This is a genomic window from Phycisphaerae bacterium (assembly GCA_012729815.1).
In the GTDB taxonomy this organism is placed as follows: domain Bacteria; phylum Planctomycetota; class Phycisphaerae; order JAAYCJ01; family JAAYCJ01; genus JAAYCJ01.
Window position 1 is genome coordinate 1 of sequence record JAAYCJ010000143.1, and the last position, 18,117, is coordinate 18,117.

Here is an 18,117-nt window from a genome sequence, read left to right on the forward strand (position 1 = left end):
CGTCCGCAGGATCTCGCCGATCTACAGGCCTTACGCAAACGCCTCTGAGATCGCGTGTCTACCGTCCGACCTTTCTTCCACCGCCTCCCGGCAATACATCCGTCAACCCATACGTCCGCCGATGCCAGTCGCGATACTCCTCGCCGAACCGCTCAGCCAACGCCCGCTCCTCCGACCGCTCGCGTGGAAACGCACTGACCACCGCCAACCCCGCCAAAACCCAGACCCACCAGGAATTCGCAATCACAGCGAAACCCACGATCTGCAACAACAAACCCACGTGAAGCGGATGGCGCAGCAGCCGGTACGGCCCGCTGGTAATCAACCTGTGATCCTGACGAATCACAATCAACTCCGAAAAAAAACGCCGCAGGTGAGCCAACCCCCAAATCCGCAGCGCCACGCCCACAGCAATCACCGCCATCGCCGGAACGTACAATGCCAGCCGCACGCCCTCCGTCCGCCAGTCCAGCCGCCACAACGCCGCCAATAGCGGCACAAAAAACGTCACCGCCCAGATCACCGTGGTCACATACCCTCTTCGCACCGACGCTGCGCCGCGCCCGCGCGTCGCCAACCGCAACACCGCACCATGAGCCAACTGCACAGCCACAAACACAACCGTCTGCCACGGCCACTCACTCACAAATCACCTTCCCCTCAGCCAACTCGCCCGCCGCCTCAACCACCGCATCGACCATCCGCGACAGATCATCGCTGCGCACCAACTCCGCCCGATCCGCCGGCGTATGAATCCGCGCCGTCAACCGAAGCGGCCCCTGCGTCAAACTCCAAGCCGCAAACCCCGCCGCCGACAGACGCATGTGATCCACGCCCACTCCGATCACCCCTTTCGCCCGACGAACCGAAAACCCGCGATCCTCCAGCCGCCGCCGCAACACCTCGCCGAAATCCCCCTCCCGCCGCGATCCGATCATGTACACCACCCCGCCTGTCCCGACCGTATCGAAATTCACACACACCGTCCTGCCCCGATCCAACTCCTTCCCGTACCGCTGGGCAAACCGCAACGCCCCGCCCAATCCCAACTCCTCCGCACCGGTCGCCACCACCCACAAATCAACCCGGCCATCCAACCGCGACGGCAACTCCCGCGCCAACGCCCCGATCACCGCCAGACCCGATGCATTGTCCATCGCTCCCACCGACTCATTGCCCGACAAATTCAGGATTTGCCCCAACAACCCGACCACCCCGACTCCCGCCACAAACCACACAAAAACCGGATCCACCGCCAATCCCGCCACCGCCAGCACCGACAATACCACCAATCCCGCCGCCGACAACGCCGCCATCCCGATCCCCACCACCCGCAACAAGATCGGCAGCACCTGCGACTTCGTGTCATAGTGGGCCATCACCACCAGCGCCGCCGCACCCTCCGCCCCCTTCGACCGCCCGATCACGTTCGCGCACGGAACCTGCCGACCGTAATCGAAAAGCCGCTCCCCAAAATGATGCCACCGCTGCACCGCCACAAGCGATACCACCAGCCCCACCGCGATCAACCCCGTCGCCCACCCCGCCGTCGGATACACCAGCGCCGCCAACACCAGACCCGCCGCCGCCACCGTCGGCACAATCCGACTCGCCGCCACCAGCGGCCAACGCGAAATCGTGAACTCCTGCCGGAACGGATGCAGCCCATCCTCCGCGAACCACCCCTCAATCACCTGCGCCGCCCGACCCTCGCCCACCGATCCCACCGCCCGCGGGCCGCACGCGATGATCTGCCCAAACAACCGCTCAATCAACCCCCGGTCTACCGCCATCACGCCTCACCCCACTTCAAAACCGCTCCGTCGAAGCGTCTCGATCAACCGCCCGTCACGATCGCCCGCCGAACCCTCAAGCCGCTGAACCACCGCCTTGACCAGCACATCCGTCTCAAGGTTCACCACCGCACCCACCCCCTTGTCCACCAGCGTCGTCCGCCGCAGCGTCTCCGGAATGATCGCCACCGAAAAACCCCGATCGCTCCGATCCGCTACAGTCAGACTTATACCGTCCAAGGCAACCGAACCTTTCGGCACCACGTACCGTAGATACTCCAGGTCGGACGGCTCAAAAAACAGCCGCCGACCCGGCGGCTCGTCCTGAACCCGCCCGATCCGACAGGTGGTATCGACATGGCCCAGCACGAAATGACCCTCAATCCGATCCGAAACCCGAAGCGACAGCTCCAGGTTCACGCGGCCGCCCGGACCCAACTCGCCGAGGTTGCTCCGAGCCACCGTCTCGGCCACAACATCAAACGCCGCCTCCGGCCACTTAAGCTCCACCACCGTAAGGCAAACCCCATTGATGCTGACCGACCCGCCAAGCTCAGGACGCTCCGCCAACTGGCCGATATCCAGAACGAGGTGGCGGCCGATCCCGCTCGCGACGGTCGATCGGACCTGACCTACGGCTTCTACGATGCCCGTAAACACCGATGACGGCTCCCGTAAATGCAACGTTCAGCGACTATTACGATATAATGTAGTAAACGAAGGCCCCGGACGCTATGATTTTTGGCAGAGAGACCAGGAGTACCCGATGAACCAGACGATCCGGACATGTTGCGTTTTTGGCTTCGCCGCCCTGATGGTGCTCGCCGCCGCCTCGGACGCCGCAGCCCAGTCCGATAACAGCAGCAAATCCAGCTTCCCTCTCCTCCAGGAATCGATGATCAACCGGATCGTCGACGGCACGGCCAAACAGGTCGCCCGGCGCTATGACCTGAACCCCGACCAGGCCAACGTCGCACGCGACATGCTCCAGGAAAACACCTGGAAGGTCGTCAACAAGCACTTCGACCAGCTCGCCGTCCTCATGCCCAAAATGTTCCAGTTGCGGGCCTCCGCCGAAGACCCCTCCCGCCACGAAGTCCAGGACTTCGCCCGACAGTTCGCCCCCATCATGAAAGAGGCCGGCGAACTGATCTTCTCCGAAAACCTCAAGTTCCATGAAATCCTCGACGAAAAGCAGAAACGCATCCACCAGCAGGACCTCGACCAGATGCGCAGCCAGATCGCCGAGATCAACCAGCGACTCGACCGGTGGTCCAGGGGCGACTACAAGCCCGGCGAGTTCCGCTACGGACTGATCGGCCAGCCGCCTCGGAACCAACAGCAGAACCGCCAGAACCCCGACGGCGACTACGACCAGACCTCGACCAGCTACTGGGAACTCTACGTCAAGATGTTCGTCGAAGCCTTCCAACTCGACCAGGGCCAGCGGACCATGGCCTACTCCGTCCTCAGCGAAATCAAAACCCGCGCCGAAGCCTATCGCCGTGACCATCAGCGACAACTCACCGACGCCCAGCAGGCCCTCGCCCAACTCCAACGATCCACCGCGACCAAGCCGATCGACAAGGAACAACTCCAGAAGCTCCAGCAGCAGGTCGAACAGCTCAATCAGCCCCTCCTGACCATGTTCGACGAGCTCTGCCAGCGCCTCCTGGCCATCCCGACCGACCAGCAGCGCCGAGTCGCCGCCGAACTCCTCGGCGATCAGGGCACGCCACGAAGCCCCCAGGGAATCACCACCACCCGCCCCGCCGGCGGATAGCGACGTCCCATGAACGAGATGGGCAAAACCCTGCTCCTCGTCGGCCTGCTCATCGCAGCCGTCGGGCTCGTCCTGTGGCTCGTCTCAAAAACCTCGCTCGGCCACCTGCCCGGCGATATCGTCATCGAACGCGAAAACTTCAAATTTGCTTTTCCCATCACAACCAGTATTCTGATTTCAGTGATCCTGACGTTGCTGCTGTGGGTAATCAGCCGGTTGCGACACTGACCGGCGTCTGACCGATGTCTGTGGTGCCGCGCCCAACCGATGGCCTCTAAACATAACAACCCGACCGGCGACCGCCGCGGAATACAACTCGATCCCGACACCGTCCTGTGGGGATACCGGCACGGCGTCTTTCCCATGGGCGATGAACGCAGCGACCAGATCCTCTGGTTCAGTCCCGACCCGCGGGCCGTCATCGACCTCGACGACTTCCACGTGCCGCGCACCCTCCGCCAGATCATCCGACAGGGCAAATTCCAGATCACCCTCAACCGCTGCTTCGACCGGGTCATCCAGAGCTGCGCCGACCGCCAGCCTACCTGGATCACCCCCGCCATCGTCGAAGCCTACTCCGATCTCCACCGCCGCCAACTCGCCCACAGCGTCGAAGCCTGGTGCGACGGCGAACTCGCCGGCGGACTCTACGGCGTCACCCTCGGCGCCGCCTTCTTCGGCGAATCCATGTTCCACAAGGTCACCGACGCCTCAAAGATCGCCCTCGTCGCCCTCGTCCGCCAGCTCCAGCACCGCCAGTTCACCCTCCTCGACATCCAGTATATCACCCGCCACCTCGCCCGATTCGGCGCCTACACCATCCCGCGAAGCGAATACCTCAAACGCCTGGAACAGGCCCTCGCGACCGAACCCGTCTTCGCCCCCGAAGGCCAGTCCCATATCGGCCTCTTGGCCTGAATTGCCTCTGCACGCGACTAGAGCCCGATCTGCCGACGCGTCACCCGCGCGGTAAACCGGCACGCGTCCCCGCGATACCGCGTGATCACCAATCCCAGCGGCTCGTCCCTCCCGTTCATGAAACGCTCGGTCAGCACCAACACCCACGCGTGATCCGGAGGCGTCAGATAATGCCGGTCCTGACCGTCCGCCGGCTCCGCCGAAATGCTCTGCTCGATCGCCGCCACCTTGATCCCCTGCGCCTGCTCCCACCGCAATACGAACAGCGGCGAGGCAAAATCGAAATCCGTCAACCGGTCCGCCAGCGGCCATGGTATGATGCACCGGTCCGTCGAGAGCGGCTGACCCGAATCCGTATCGAGCCGCTGAACCACCCGAACCCGAGACCCCGTCGCGATCCCTAATCTGGCCGCGACCTCCTCATCCGCCGCCATCAATCGGCTGTCGATCAGCTTCCGCTCGATCCGCAACTGCCCCTGCAGCACCTGAACCGTGAAATCCGACAACCCCACCGACCGCCGCGGACCCGACCGGTCCAGCACGAACGTCCCAACCCCCTGCCGCCGCTGCAGCAGACCCTCCCGAATCAGCATCTCCACCGCCTGACGAATCGTGCTCCGCGAGACCTCAAACTGCCGGCACAGCTCCGGCTCCGGCGGAATCCGGTCGCCCGCCTTCCACCGGCCGTCCCGGATCCGCTCCCGAACTTCCGCAAATACACGCTGATAAAGGCTTGCCATGGCCGTATGGTAAGAAACCGCCTCCGCCGCGTCAACCGCGGCCAATCAAGCCCCATCGGGGCCAAAGACCTCCGCGCTCACCCCGACACACCCCCGCCGCCGGCCGCCAAACGCCGCGCTCGCGCTCGCGGCCAACCCTTATTTGTTTTGACTTGCCTCCGCCACAACGCTATATTCCTTGATTTCTCCATCTGCCGGATAGATGGGTAGACAAGCCTTTTTGCGATACGAAACTGGAGGTTATCGACTATGGCTAAACAAGACAAAATGGTGTACTTCTTCGGCCCGGGCAAAGGCGACGGCAAGGCCGAAATGAAGAATCTCCTCGGCGGAAAGGGCGCCAACCTCGCCGAGATGGCCAACCTCGGCGTCCCCGTCCCCCCCGGATTCACCATCACCACCGACGTCTGCACCCACTTCATGAAGAGCAAGAACAAGTTCCCACAGGGACTCGACAAGCAGGTCGATCAGGCCATGGCCAAGGTCGAACGCGAAATGAAACTCAAGTTCGGCGACCCGAACAAACCCCTCCTCGTCTCCGTCCGCTCCGGCGCCCGAAGCTCCATGCCCGGCATGATGGAAACCGTCCTCAACGTGGGCCTGACCACCAAGACCCGTGAAGGCCTCATCAAGATGACCAACAACCCCCGGTTCGTCTATGACGCCCACCGCCGGCTCATCCAGATGTACAGCGACGTCGTCATGGAAAAATCCGAAGGCATCGAGCCCAAGGAAGGCATGGGCATCCGCCAGCAGCTCGAACGCGAACTCAACAAAATGAAACGCGAACGAGGCGTCAAGAACGACGTCGACCTGACCGCCGACGACCTCAAGGAACTCATCGATATCTACAAGGCCAAGGTCAAGCAAGTCCTCGGCAAGGAATTCCCCGACGATGCCCAGGAACAGCTCTGGGGCGGCATCCGAGCCGTCTTCCTCAGCTGGAACGGCAAGCGGGCCATCGCCTACCGCCGCATCGAAAAAATCCCCGACGAGTGGGGCACCGCCGTCAACGTCCAGACCATGGTCTTCGGGAACATGGGCGACGACAGCGGCACCGGCGTCGGTTTCACCCGAAACCCCGCCACCGGCGAGAACGTCTTCTACGGCGAATGGCTCCCCAATGCCCAGGGCGAGGACGTCGTCGCCGGCATCCGCACCCCGCTGCCCATCAACGAGGCCGGCAAGACCGATGAAACCCGCAGCCTCCCGTCCCTCGAAAAAACGATGCCCAAGGCCTACAAGGAACTCGACGGCATCCAGAAAAAACTCGAAAAACACTACCGCGACATGCTCGACATCGAGTTCACCATCCAGCAGGACCGCCTCTGGATGCTCCAGTGCCGCGTCGGCAAGCGAAACGGCCCCGCCGCCGTCCGCATGGCCGTCGAAATGCTCAAGCAGAAGCTGATCGACCGCGAGACCGCCGTCCTGCGTGTCACGCCCTCCCAGCTCGATGAGCTCCTCCACCCGATCCTCGACCCCAAGGCCGAACTCAAAGCCGATAGGCTCGCCACCGGACTGCCCGCCGGGCCCGGCGGAGCCACCGGACAGGTCGTCTTCACCGCCGACGACGCCGTCGCCTGGGCCAAGAAGGGCAAGAACGTCATCCTCGTCCGTGAAGAAACCAACCCCGAAGACGTCGAAGGCATGCGCGCCGCCAGGGGCATCCTCACCGCTCGCGGTGGCATGACCAGCCACGCCGCCCTCGTCGCCCGCGGTTGGGGCAAGTGCTGCATCGTCGGCGCCGGCAAGATCGAAATCGACGCCCACGCCAAGACCATGCGGGTCGAAGGTTCCGACGTCGTCATCCGCGAAGGCGATACCATCAGCCTCAACGGATCAAAGGGCGCGATCTACCAGGGCGAAATGCCCATGGTCAAAGCCGCTGAGGAAAACCCCTTCTTCAACGCCTTCATGACCATCTGCGACCAGGTCCGCACCCTCGGCGTCCGCACCAATGCCGACACCCCGGATGACGCCCGCAAGGCCCTCTCCTTCGGGGCCGAGGGCATCGGCCTCTTCCGCACCGAACACATGTTCTACGGCGAAGGCAGCGACGAACCGCTCTTCAAGCTCCGCAAGATGATCATGTCGAGCACCGTCGATGAACGCCGCGCCGCCCTCGACGAACTCTTCCCGTTCGTCAAGAAGGACATCAAGGCCACCCTCGAGGCCATGGCCGGCAAGCCCGTCACCATCCGCCTCCTCGACCCGCCGCTTCACGAGTTCGTCCCGCACTCCAAGGAGCGCCAGCGCGAACTCGCCGACGCACTCAAGATCGACCTCAATGAGCTTCAGAAGCGGATCGACGGTCTCCACGAGAACAACCCCATGATGGGTCACCGCGGCGTCCGTCTCGGCGTCACCTATCCCGAAGTCACCGAGATGCAGGTCCGGGCCATCCTCGAAGCCGCCGCCGAACTGACCAAGGCCGGCAAGAAGGTCATGCCCGAAATCATGGTCCCGGTCGTCGCCGAGGCCAACGAGCTGACCACCCAGAAGGACATCGTCGATCGCGTCCATAAGGAAGTCTGCGCCAAAATCGGCGTCAGGAAGGTCGCCCACATGGTCGGCACCATGATCGAGATCCCCCGAGCGGCACTCACCGCCGGCAAGATCGCCGAAACCGCTGAGTTCTTCAGCTTCGGCACCAATGACCTCACGCAGATGAGCTTCGGCTTCTCCCGCGACGACATCGGCGGCTTCCTGCCCGATTACCTCGAAGACAAGATCCTGCCCGATGACCCCTTCCAGACCGTCGATCAGCAGGGCGTCGGCGAACTCATCCAGATCGGCATCGAACGCGGCCGCAATGCCCGGCCCAACCTCAAGGTCGGTATCTGCGGCGAACACGGCGGCGACCCCGACAGCGTCGAGTTCTGCCATAAGGTCGGCATGAACTACGTATCCTGCTCGCCGTTCCGCGTCCCGATCGCCCGCCACGCCGCCGCTCGCGCCGTGGCCAAGGAAAAGGCCGCCGGTCAGAAGCCCGCCAAGCCCAAGGCGACCAAGGCCAAGAAGGCCAAGGCCCGACGCTAAGGCGGCAAGCCGATAGGCACAAAACCAAATCGACCGGCGGAACACCAACCGCCGGTCGATTTCCTTTTTACTCCGCCCGCCCCGCCCTCACGAACGTCACCGCCCCCGGCTCCTTCGCCAGCACCCGCCAGCCGCCATCGGCCTCCAATATCCGCGCCAGCGGACACCACGCATCCACCACCGCCGCGTCAATCCCCCACCGCGCAAACGTCCCCTCCCACTCGCGACCGCCCATCGCCAACCGCGCCGCCCGCAAAATCTCATCGCCGTACACGTCGCAGCGGCTGTCCGCGAACACCGCCAACCTCCCATCCGCCGCGAACGTCACGTAGCTGCCCGTGTTCATCGTCGTAAAAAGCCGCACCGGCCGATCCAGCTCCAACAGCGCCGCCACCCCCCGAATCGGCTCCCTCGACGCATACCGCGTCCATACATCCGTCGGATACCGCCACAACAACGCCAGCACCACCGCCGCCAGCACGCCGACCGTCACCGCGAACCGCACCGTCAACGTCTCCGCTTTGCCTGCATCCACCGCTTCCCGGCCCAGCGCCGCCGCAAAAAGCGGCGCCGAACCCATGCACGCCAGCGGAATGTGCCGAACCCCGCTGAACCCCAAAACCAACAACCCGCCGCACAACGTCAGCTCCGCCCAACCGATCCGCCGCCATCGACGCACCACCGCCCATGCCACCGCCGCCGCCAGCAGGTACATGTAGATATCCGGCGCCTGGACCGGCCAGATCGCCGGAACCCGCCACTCCTCCGTCAGCTTCAACTCCTCCAGACCCATCGTCATCCGCACGTAGTCCACGTGATCCATCGCGTGCGGCGTCACCAGAATCGCCGCCAGCGCCGCCGCCACCGATACCGCCAGCACCGCCGCCTCGCGACAGGTCGCATTCCCGCCCCAAACCCGCTCCACCACGCGACCCGCCAGCCACAATCCCATCACGCCCAAACCCATCACGCAGGCGCTATGCACCTGCGCCCACAACAGAAAGACCCCAGCCGTCCACCCCACCAGCCGCCAACCCGGCCGATCCCGATGGCGAACCAGAAGATCGATTACCACCATCGCCAGAAACAACGACCACACCTGCGGCCGCAGCCCGCGCGTATTGCCCGCCGCGATCGCCAATCCCAAAACCACACCCGCCGCGTACACCGCCATCACCCCGCGCCGCACCATAAGCCGGTACGCCAACACCATCGCACCCGCGAACACCACCGCCATCAACCCCTCAGCCGCCCGCGGACCAAGCCTCGACCAGCTCAGATACACCCCAACATCGAAAAGCCACGAATGCGGAACCCACAACTTCCCGCTGCGGGTAAAACTGAACACATCCACCTGCGGCACATCCCACTGCCGAACGATCCATCGACCATCCGCCAGATGAAACCACAAATCCGGATCGTACGGAATCGGCATGAACCCGATCGCCAACGCCAGCAGCACCACCGCCGCCGTCGGCAGCGCCGCCGCGCCGCCCTCGTCCGCCAGCCGGCCCAACTCAGCCGCCGTCCCAGCCTCCACCGTATCAACCTGCACCGCCGATCCGTCCTGCATCACATCTCCATACCACCCATCACCCATCCACAGACCGCACCCTATCCCCTTTATCGACCATCCCACCCCCACCATCCACATCCCGAAAATTAAACTTTCAAGACCTGACCCCATGGGGTCAGGTCTTGAAAGTTTAATTTTGCCCGTCTCCATTCGGAGCGGCCACTGTCAGAATCAAGGCGGCCTGCTATAATGCGGCGATGACCGTCGTGCGGGTCGACCAACTGACCAAGTCGTTCCGGGTGCCGGCCAAGGAGGCCGGCCTCCTTCCCACCCTGCGCCACTTCCTCCGCCGCCAGTACCGCACCGTCGAAGCCGTCAAGGAAGTCTCCTTCACCATCGAACCCGGCGAGTTCGTCGGATTCCTCGGACCAAACGGCGCCGGAAAAACCACCACCCTCAAAATGCTCACCGGCCTCATACACCCCACCGCCGGCTCCGTCGAAGTCGCCGGACACGTCCCCTTCCGACGACGTCCCGAATTCCTCAACCGCATCACCCTCGTCATGGGCCAGAAACAACAGCTCATCTGGGACCTGCCCGCCCTCGACTCCCTCAAAATCAACGCCGCCGTCTACGAAATCCCCGAACCCGACTTCCGCAGCCGACTCGCCGAACTCTCCGAAATGCTCGACCTCAACGCCCAGCTCACCCAGCCCGTCCGAAAACTCTCACTCGGCGAACGCATGAAAGCCGAACTCCTCGCCGCCCTCCTCCACCGGCCAAGCGTCCTCTTCCTCGACGAACCCACCCTCGGCCTCGACGTCAACGCCCAAGCCGCCGTCCGCAATTTCCTCCGCGAATACAACCGACGACACCACGCCACCGTCCTGCTCACCAGCCACTACATGGCCGACATCACCGCCCTCTGCCCGCGCGTCCTCCTCATCCACCGCGGCCAGCTCATCTACGACGGCTCCATCGCCGGCATCATCGACCGCTTCGCCCCCTACCGCGAAATCAAAATCGAACTCGACGCGCCAATCCCCCACGACCTACTCCAACGTTACGGCGAGGTCCGCAGCGTCCAGGACCGCATGGCCCAGATCATCGTCCGACGCGACGAACTCACCGCCGTCGTCTCCCGCCTCCTGAACGAACAGAAGGTCTGCGACCTGACCGTTACCGATCCGCCCATCGACGACATCATCGGCCGCCTCTTCAAGGAGGGCATCGTCGCATGAGGGCCGCCCTCCGAAAATGGCGCACGCTCCTGGCCGTCCACTACGCCTACATGCTCGAATACCGCGCCGAAATCTTCCTCTGGGCCCTCACCGGAATCCTCCCCTTCATCCTCATGGGCGTCTGGATGCAGGCCGGCGAACAGGGCCAATTCCCCCTCTCCTCCATCCAGTTCGCCCAATACTTCCTCGCCGTCTTCGTCGTCCGCCAGTTCACCGGCGTCTGGGTCATCTGGGAGTTCGAATACGAGGTCGTCCAGGGCCGACTCTCGCCCTGGCTCCTCCAGCCGCTCGATCCCATCTGGCGATACCTCGCCCGCCACGGCGGTGAGCGCCTCGCCCGACTGCCCTTCCTGATCGTCATCGTCGCCCTCTTCTTCCTGCTCTACCCTCAGGCCCTCTGGACCCCCAAATCCTCCGCCATCGCCCTGGGCCTTGCCGCCATCGTCGCCGCCTTCGCCCTCCGCTTCGCCATCCAGTACACCTTCGCCATGCTCGCCTTCTGGACCGAACGCGCCCACGCCACCGAAGACCTGTTCTTCCTCTTCTTCCTCTTCCTCTCCGGCTACGTCGCTCCGCTCGAGGTCTTCCCCGACATCGTCCGCCAGATCACCATCTTCACCCCCTTCCCCTACATGGTCTACTTCCCAGCCCGCCTCCTCCTCGGCCAGGAAACCCACGTCCTCCGAGGCTTCGCCGTTACCTTCGTCTGGACCGCTGTGTTCATCCTCCTTAACCGATGGGCCTGGCGAAAGGGCCTCAAACGCTACTCCGCCATGGGAGCCTGACCGTGATCCGACGATACCTCAAAGTGCTCCGCCTCTTCTGGTCCACCGCCCTCGCCGCCGAAATGGAATACCGCATCAACTTCCTCCTCGCCGCCGTCACCTCCATCGGCGGAATGACCGGCAGCATCTTCGCCCTCTTCCTCTTCTACCGCGTCGGACACCAGCTCGGCGGATGGACCTGGTCCCAGGCCCTCATCGTCCTCGGCGTCTTCACCATCCTCGACGGCTTCGCCTCCACCTACCTCTCCCCCAACCTCAACCAGATCGTCGAACACGTCCAGGAAGGCACCCTCGACTTTGTCCTCCTCAAACCCCTCGACAGCCAGTTCTGGCTCTCCTGGCGCAACTTCTCCCCGTGGGGCCTCACCGACGTGGCCGTCGGAACCGCCCTCATCCTCTACGCCGGCTCCATCGAAAACCTCTCAGCCGTCAACTACCTGGCCGGCCTCCTGCCCCTGGCCATGGCCGTGACCATCCTCTACTCCCTCTGGTTCATCCTCGCCGCCACCAGCATCTGGTTCGTCAAAATCTACAACGTCACCCAGGTCCTCCGAAGCCTCGTCGACGCCGGCCGCTTTCCCATCGTCGCCTATCCCGTCGCCTACCGCGTCTTCTTCACCTTCGTCCTGCCCGTCGCCTTCCTCACCACCGTGCCCGCACAGGCCATGCTCGGCCAAGCCGCACTCGCCACCTACCTCCTCGCCGCCGCCATCGCCGCCCTCCTGCTCGCCGTCGCCCGACTCTTCTGGAAATTCGCCCTCCGATACTACACCAGCGCCTCAAGCTGACCCGCCACCCGCGACGACGACAACGCACCACCGCCCGATCCTCTCAGCCCTTCCGCGCAAGCGAACGCCGTCGCCGCGGCGCCTCCTCAACCGACGAATCCGGCCAGATGTCCAACACCGCCAGACCCAACGCCCGGGCGATCCGCCCCTTCTCCTCGGCGTCCGGATCATAGCCGAATTCCTCCGCCGCACGCACAATCGGAACCGGCACGTCGCTCAACGACGCCAGATCCATCAGCTCTATCCCCATCTGCTCTCGGTATTCCCGCAGGTTATTCGTCGGCATGTCCATTCCGCACCGTCCTTTCCCAAATCCGGCTACGCCCGTACTCCCCCTGCTTCCGCGCGCAGAAAGCTCCCGCCCTCTACGCGGCTCCCGCACCCTCAACGCCCGTCATAGCGGGCGGCCAGACGGGCGCCCTTGAGCGTCCGCAGACGCCGAAACGCCCGTTCAGCCGCCTGGCTCACCGCCACGTCCCGACTCCGGTCCGTGGCCTTGGCGACCACAGTCTCTCCTGATGCCAAATTCACCGTCAGAACACATTCCTGATCCATCCCGCCCTTCGGACCGTTCACGTCCGTCAGCCGAACCGACACCTTGTCCACCCGACGCACAAAACGGCTCAGCGACAACCGAAGACGCGCCCGAACCCGATCCCGAAACTCCGCGTCATCCTCGCCCTTGACCCGCATGAATAACCGCATCGATATCTCCCGTCTCCGCGACATCCGTCGCTTCACCTGTATTATAGAGAGGCTTATCTATTTGACCTCATAGATACTTTGGAGCTAATATATAGAGAAAAGAAAGGTATCGACCGCCATGAAATGGCTCAACTACCACCACCTGCTGTACTTCTGGACCGTCGCACGCGAAGGCACCATCGTCCGGGCGGCCGAAAAACTCCTCCTCGCCCAGCCGACCATCACCACCCAGATCCGACGACTCGAACGGGCCGTCGGACACAAACTCTTCGAACGCCGCGGACGAAACCTCCACCTCACCGAAATGGGACGCGCCGTCTACCAGTACGCCGATGAAATCTTCTCCCTCGGCGAGGAACTCATCGACTTCGTCAACGCCCGACCCACCCAAAGGCCATGGCAATTCACCGTCGGAATCGACGACATCCTCCCCAAACTCATCGTCTGCCGGCTCCTCTCTCCCGTCCTCGCCCTCCCCGAACCCGTCCAGATCGTCTGCCGCGAAGACAACATGAACCACCTCCTCGCCGACCTCGCCATCAACGAGGTCGACATGATCCTCTCCGACACCCCCATCACCCCCACCGTCAAGGTCCGCGGATACAACCATCTCCTCGGGCAGTGCGGAACCTCCTTTCTCGCCACCCCGGACCTCGCACGACAATATCGGCGAAACTTCCCCCGCTCCCTCCACGCAGCCCCCATGCTCCTGCCCATGGAAAACACCAGCCACCGCAAAGCCCTCGATCAGTTTCTCGGAGCCGAGGAACTCCGCCCCGCCGTCCGTGGTGAGTTCGACGACGATGGACTCCTCCAGGTCTTCGGACGCATGGGCGCCGGAGTCTTCCCCATCCCCACCCTTATCGAACCCGACCTCCTCCGTCTCTACGACCTGAAGGTCGTCGGCCGGCTGGACAACGTCACCATGAGCTTCTACGCCATCTCCGGAGAACGTAAACTCAGACATCCCGCCGTGCTCGCCGTATCCCAAGCCGCCCGCAACGTCCTCTCCTCCGAATGAGCAACCGGCAACACCTCAGACCCCTCCCCTCAAGCCGCCACCCAGCCTACAGACGCCACCGCACCGCTTCGCACGTCACGTGCCGCGGCGCCTCCTCGCGATACGTCGTGGCTGCATAACTGGTAATAAGCTCGCCGCCCTTCAACTCCAGCGTCACCGCCCAGCCGACCCAATAGCCGTTCGACGTGTGCAGCCGGATCGTCCGATCGCGATCCCACGTCCGACCGCCGTCCTCACTCACGATCGCCGATACGCCGAACGGCACGTGATAGTTCGAATACGTACACAACAGCCGCCCGTCCCGAAGCTCGGTCAGATACGCGTGCACGTGCGCATTGCCGGTCAAGCTCCACGGCCGCGCCCACGTCCGCCCGCCGTCCGTCGACTCGGTAATCACCGTGTCCTCAAACCCCTCACCCGTCGTCTCCGGCAACTGCCGTCGCAACGCCGCCAACAGCCGACCGTCCCTCAGCCGCACCGCGCCCACCTCACCAAACCACGTGTAATCCCAGTCAATCCGCCCTTCCGAAAACTCCCACGTCTCCCCGCCGTCCCGCGACCGGCCCAACTGCAGATGGCTGCTGCCGTTCGGCTCGCCGCCCCACTCCGGCTTCTTCGCCGTCACCACCAGCAGCCCCCCGTCCTCCTCCACCACCGCCTGACGCGGATAGTCCCACGACCTGTACACCGAACTGGTCCAGCTCCGCCCGCCGTCGTCCGACCACGCCAGCGTCTGCTCATCCGGCTTCCGCTCGCCGCCGGCGCCCACCACGCCGCCTTGCGCCGTCATCACCAGCCGCCCGCTCGGCAAACCCACCAGCATCGGCTCCTTCCCGTACAGCGGCGTCTCGCCGATCTCCCGCCAGCTCTCACCGCGATCCGCCGACTCGTAAACGAATATCCCGAACCGCCGCTTGGCCCGGTCCGGATCGTTGTTGTCCCGACAGACCGCCGCCACCAACCCCCCATCCTTCCGCTGGATCATTCCCGCCTTGTAGTTCCCGCGATCCCCCACCCGAACCCGGACCGCCGGCTTCCACGCCACAAACCCCACCCGCTGGAGGTCCTGACCCGTATACCCGGTCAGCGCCTCGACGTACCTCTCATACTCGTACCCGCCCAGCAGCGCCGCATTCCGCGCCCGATCCGCCGCCGTCCCACCCACCGCCTCCGTCTCGTGAGGATAACGCTTCGCCGTCTCCGCCATGACAAGCTCCTTACAAAACAAACCAAATCTCCGACCAGCCATCCTACCCGCGCCCTTCCGCCACGCCACGAAATTCACCGCCGCCAAGCCTCCGCCCACACCGCTATCCCTCTGGCCGCACCAAACCACTTTGAACCTTCGATCTGCACCCACAACCGCCTCTACGCTGGCACCGTCGCCTTCATGTTGCTACACTTACGCCTTTGAATATACAGCGATCAACAAAGGATAAATCACGGATGAACCAAACCCATATTCAGAGAATCTCGAACGAACTGAACCTCCAGACCCGCCAGGTCGCAGCCGCCGCCGCCCTCCTCGCCGAAGGCGGAACCGTCCCCTTCATCTCCCGCTACCGCAAGGAGGCCACCGGCTCACTCGACGAGGTCGCCATCACCGCCATCCGCGACCGCCTCGAACAACTCGACGAACTCGACAAACGACGCGATGCCATCCTCAAATCCCTCGACGAACGCCAGCTTCTCACCGACGATCTGAAAGCCAAAATCGACCACGCCGAAACCCTCGCCGTTCTCGAGGACATCTACCTCCCCTTCCGACCCAAACGACGAACCCGCGCCACCATCGCCAAAGAAAAAGGCCTCGAACCCCTCGCCGATCTCCTCTGGACCCAGGACCCAGCCGTCAACCCAGCCGCACAAGCCGCCCACTTCGTCAACGCCGAAAAAGGCGTCGCCGATCCCCAAGAAGCCCTCGCCGGAGCCCGTGACATCATCGCCGAACGCGTCAACGAGGACGCCGACGCCCGCGCTCAAATGCGCGACCTCTTCGCCGAAAAGGGCCTCATCAAATCCAAACTCATCGCCGGCAAGGAACAGGAAGGCGCCAAGTTCAAGGACTACTTCGACTGGTCCGAACCCATCGCCACCGCCCCCTCCCACCGCGTCCTCGCCATGCGGCGCGGCGAAAACGAAAAAGTCCTCACCCTCCGCATCGAACCGCCCGAAGAAGACGCCTTGCCCCTCCTCGAAAAACGCTTCGTCAAAAACCCCAGCCCAGCCGGCCAACAGGTCCGCCTCGCCGTCCACGATGCCTATAAACGCCTCCTCTCCCTCTCCATGGAAACCGAAATCCGCCTCGACAGCAAACGACGCTCCGACGAAGCCGCCATCGCCGTCTTCGCCCAGAACCTCCGCGAACTCCTCCTCGCCCCGCCACTCGGACAAAAACGCGTCATGGGAATCGACCCCGGTTTCCGAACCGGCTGCAAGGTCGTCTGCCTCGACGCCCAGGGCAAGCTCCTCCACGACGACGTCGTCTTCCCCACCGGCTCCGCCCACCAGACCGAACTTGCCGGACACACACTCCTCGCCCTCGCCCAGCGATTCGATATCCAGGCCGTCGCCATCGGCAACGGCACCGCCAGCCGCGAAACCGAAAACTTCGTCCGAAGCCTCGGACTGCCGCCCGCCATCGCCGTCGTCATGGTCAGCGAAAGCGGCGCCTCCGTCTACTCCGCCTCCGAAACCGCACGCGACGAATTCCCCGACCACGACGTCACCGTCCGAGGCGCCGTCTCCATCGCCCGACGACTCGTGGACCCCCTCGCCGAACTCGTCAAAATCGACCCCAAATCCATCGGCGTCGGCCAATACCAGCACGATGTCGACCAGACCGCACTCCGCAAGAGCCTCGACGACACCGTCGTCAGTTGCGTCAACTCCGTCGGCGTCGAAGTCAACACCGCCAGCAAGCAGCTCCTCACCTACGTCTCCGGCCTCGGACCAACCCTCGCCGAAAACATCGTCGCCTACCGCAACGAGCACGGACCCTTCCCCTCACGCCGGGCCCTCCTCGACGTCCCGCGACTCGGACCCAAAGCCTTCGAACAGGCCGCCGGCTTCCTGCGAGTCCGCGACGCCCAGAACCCCCTCGACGCCAGCGCCGTCCACCCCGAAAGCTACTCCGTCGTCGACGCCATGGCCGCCGATCTCGGCTGCCGCGTCGCCGACCTCATCCGCGACGAGCAGATCCGACGCAAGATCGACGTCCACCGCTACGTCACCGACACCGTCGGCCTGCCCACCCTCACCGACATCCTCGCCGAACTCGCCAAACCCGGCCGCGACCCGCGACAGCAGTTCGAAGCCTTCCAGTTCGCCGAAGGCGTCGAAAAACTCCAGGACGTCCAACCCGGCATGAAACTCCCCGGTATCGTCACCAACGTCACCGCCTTCGGCGCCTTCGTCGATATCGGCGTCCATCAGGACGGACTCGTCCACATCAGCCAGCTCGCCGACCGATTCGTCAAAGACCCAAACGACGTCGTCAAGGTCCAACAGCGGGTCCTCGTCACCGTCCTCGAAGTCGACCTCGAACGCAAACGAATCGCCCTCTCCCTCAAATCCGATCCCGACGCCGCGCCCGCCCGAAACGAGAAAACACGCGACGAAAAACCCCGCCAACGCCGCGATCAGCCGCGGCCGGCCCAACCCAAACCCCAGGCCGGCGGATGGTTCTCCGACGCCCTCGCCAAGGCCCGCCAAACCGACAAACGACGCTGATCCTATTGCGGAACAATCCGCCTCCCGGTAGAATCGTTATTCCAAAAGTGGAA

At 63.8% G+C, this 18,117-nt stretch carries 17 protein-coding genes; 9 read left to right on the plus strand and 8 right to left on the minus strand.

The window, feature by feature from the left end; translation table 11 throughout:
• Positions 1-58: 58 nt before the first annotated feature.
• From GXY33_09700 to GXY33_09710, 3 genes are read right to left on the minus strand one after another with little or no spacing between them, the layout of a single operon-like run.
• Positions 59-646 carry an isoprenylcysteine carboxylmethyltransferase family protein gene (locus GXY33_09700; protein NLX05406.1) on the minus strand — a complete coding sequence of 196 codons (588 nt, stop codon included), beginning with the start codon at positions 644-646 and terminating at the stop codon, positions 59-61.
• Complete coding sequence (locus tag GXY33_09705) at positions 639-1,793, minus strand: Zn-dependent exopeptidase M28 (GenBank protein ID NLX05407.1); 1,155 nt, start codon at positions 1,791-1,793, stop codon at positions 639-641. Before GXY33_09705 ends, GXY33_09700 begins: the two co-directional genes overlap by 8 nt.
• Positions 1,794-1,799: 6 nt before the next feature.
• Complete coding sequence (locus GXY33_09710) at positions 1,800-2,453, minus strand: riboflavin synthase (GenBank protein ID NLX05408.1); 654 nt, start codon at positions 2,451-2,453, stop codon at positions 1,800-1,802.
• Positions 2,454-2,559: 106 nt separating this feature from the next.
• Here GXY33_09710 and GXY33_09715 point away from each other — a divergent pair, with 106 nt between their 5' ends.
• Genes GXY33_09715 through GXY33_09725 form a run of 3 tightly spaced genes read left to right on the plus strand, consistent with a single transcriptional unit; the run spans position 2,560 to position 4,494 of the window.
• Positions 2,560-3,576, plus strand: coding sequence for a hypothetical protein (locus GXY33_09715; GenBank protein ID NLX05409.1), 1,017 nt, complete (start codon positions 2,560-2,562; stop codon positions 3,574-3,576).
• Between the two features lie 18 nt (positions 3,577-3,594).
• Positions 3,595-3,804: a DUF2905 domain-containing protein gene (locus tag GXY33_09720; protein NLX05410.1), complete on the plus strand. Its 210-nt coding sequence runs from the start codon at positions 3,595-3,597 to the stop codon at positions 3,802-3,804.
• Positions 3,805-3,843: 39 nt separating this feature from the next.
• Positions 3,844-4,494: a leucyl/phenylalanyl-tRNA--protein transferase gene (locus tag GXY33_09725; GenBank protein NLX05411.1), complete on the plus strand. Its 651-nt coding sequence runs from the start codon at positions 3,844-3,846 to the stop codon at positions 4,492-4,494.
• Positions 4,495-4,511: 17 nt separating this feature from the next.
• Here the strand turns inward: GXY33_09725 and GXY33_09730 are convergent, their stop codons facing one another.
• Positions 4,512-5,279 carry a GntR family transcriptional regulator gene (locus tag GXY33_09730; protein NLX05412.1) on the minus strand — a complete coding sequence of 256 codons (768 nt, stop codon included), beginning with the start codon at positions 5,277-5,279 and terminating at the stop codon, positions 4,512-4,514.
• Positions 5,280-5,483: 204 nt separating this feature from the next.
• Here GXY33_09730 and GXY33_09735 point away from each other — a divergent pair, with 204 nt between their 5' ends.
• Positions 5,484-8,276, plus strand: a complete 2,793-nt coding sequence (locus GXY33_09735) for a pyruvate, phosphate dikinase (GenBank protein ID NLX05413.1) — start codon at positions 5,484-5,486, stop codon at positions 8,274-8,276.
• Positions 8,277-8,343: 67 nt separating this feature from the next.
• Here GXY33_09735 and GXY33_09740 read toward each other — a convergent pair whose 3' ends face one another.
• Positions 8,344-9,849, minus strand: coding sequence for a hypothetical protein (locus GXY33_09740; protein NLX05414.1), 1,506 nt, complete (start codon positions 9,847-9,849; stop codon positions 8,344-8,346).
• A 200-nt stretch (positions 9,850-10,049) separates the two neighbouring features.
• Here GXY33_09740 and GXY33_09745 point away from each other — a divergent pair, with 200 nt between their 5' ends.
• From GXY33_09745 to GXY33_09755, 3 genes are read left to right on the plus strand one after another with little or no spacing between them, the layout of a single operon-like run.
• Complete coding sequence (locus GXY33_09745) at positions 10,050-11,033, plus strand: ATP-binding cassette domain-containing protein (GenBank protein NLX05415.1); 984 nt, start codon at positions 10,050-10,052, stop codon at positions 11,031-11,033.
• Complete coding sequence (locus GXY33_09750) at positions 11,030-11,818, plus strand: multidrug ABC transporter permease (GenBank protein ID NLX05416.1); 789 nt, start codon at positions 11,030-11,032, stop codon at positions 11,816-11,818. Before GXY33_09745 ends, GXY33_09750 begins: the two co-directional genes overlap by 4 nt.
• Before the next feature lie 5 nt (positions 11,819-11,823).
• Positions 11,824-12,606: an ABC transporter permease gene (locus tag GXY33_09755; protein ID NLX05417.1), complete on the plus strand. Its 783-nt coding sequence runs from the start codon at positions 11,824-11,826 to the stop codon at positions 12,604-12,606.
• 43 nt (positions 12,607-12,649) lie between these two features.
• Here the strand turns inward: GXY33_09755 and GXY33_09760 are convergent, their stop codons facing one another.
• Both GXY33_09760 and GXY33_09765 read right to left on the minus strand, forming a co-directional pair.
• Positions 12,650-12,898, minus strand: coding sequence for a helix-turn-helix transcriptional regulator (locus GXY33_09760; protein NLX05418.1), 249 nt, complete (start codon positions 12,896-12,898; stop codon positions 12,650-12,652).
• Between the two features lie 92 nt (positions 12,899-12,990).
• The gene (locus tag GXY33_09765; GenBank protein NLX05419.1) at positions 12,991-13,311 is read right to left on the minus strand and encodes an HPF/RaiA family ribosome-associated protein; all 321 of its coding nucleotides are present in this window, start codon (positions 13,309-13,311) and stop codon (positions 12,991-12,993) included.
• 118 nt (positions 13,312-13,429) lie between these two features.
• Here GXY33_09765 and nhaR point away from each other — a divergent pair, with 118 nt between their 5' ends.
• The gene (gene nhaR / locus GXY33_09770; protein ID NLX05420.1) at positions 13,430-14,332 is read left to right on the plus strand and encodes a transcriptional activator NhaR; all 903 of its coding nucleotides are present in this window, start codon (positions 13,430-13,432) and stop codon (positions 14,330-14,332) included.
• Positions 14,333-14,378: 46 nt separating this feature from the next.
• On the opposite strand, the gene GXY33_09775 is transcribed toward nhaR, so the two are convergent.
• Positions 14,379-15,539, minus strand: a complete 1,161-nt coding sequence (locus GXY33_09775) for an exo-alpha-sialidase (protein NLX05421.1) — start codon at positions 15,537-15,539, stop codon at positions 14,379-14,381.
• Between the two features lie 239 nt (positions 15,540-15,778).
• Here GXY33_09775 and GXY33_09780 point away from each other — a divergent pair, with 239 nt between their 5' ends.
• Positions 15,779-18,064 (plus strand): RNA-binding transcriptional accessory protein, encoded by a 2,286-nt coding sequence (locus tag GXY33_09780; GenBank protein NLX05422.1) that lies wholly within the window; start codon positions 15,779-15,781, stop codon positions 18,062-18,064.
• Positions 18,065-18,117: the final 53 nt, after the last annotated feature.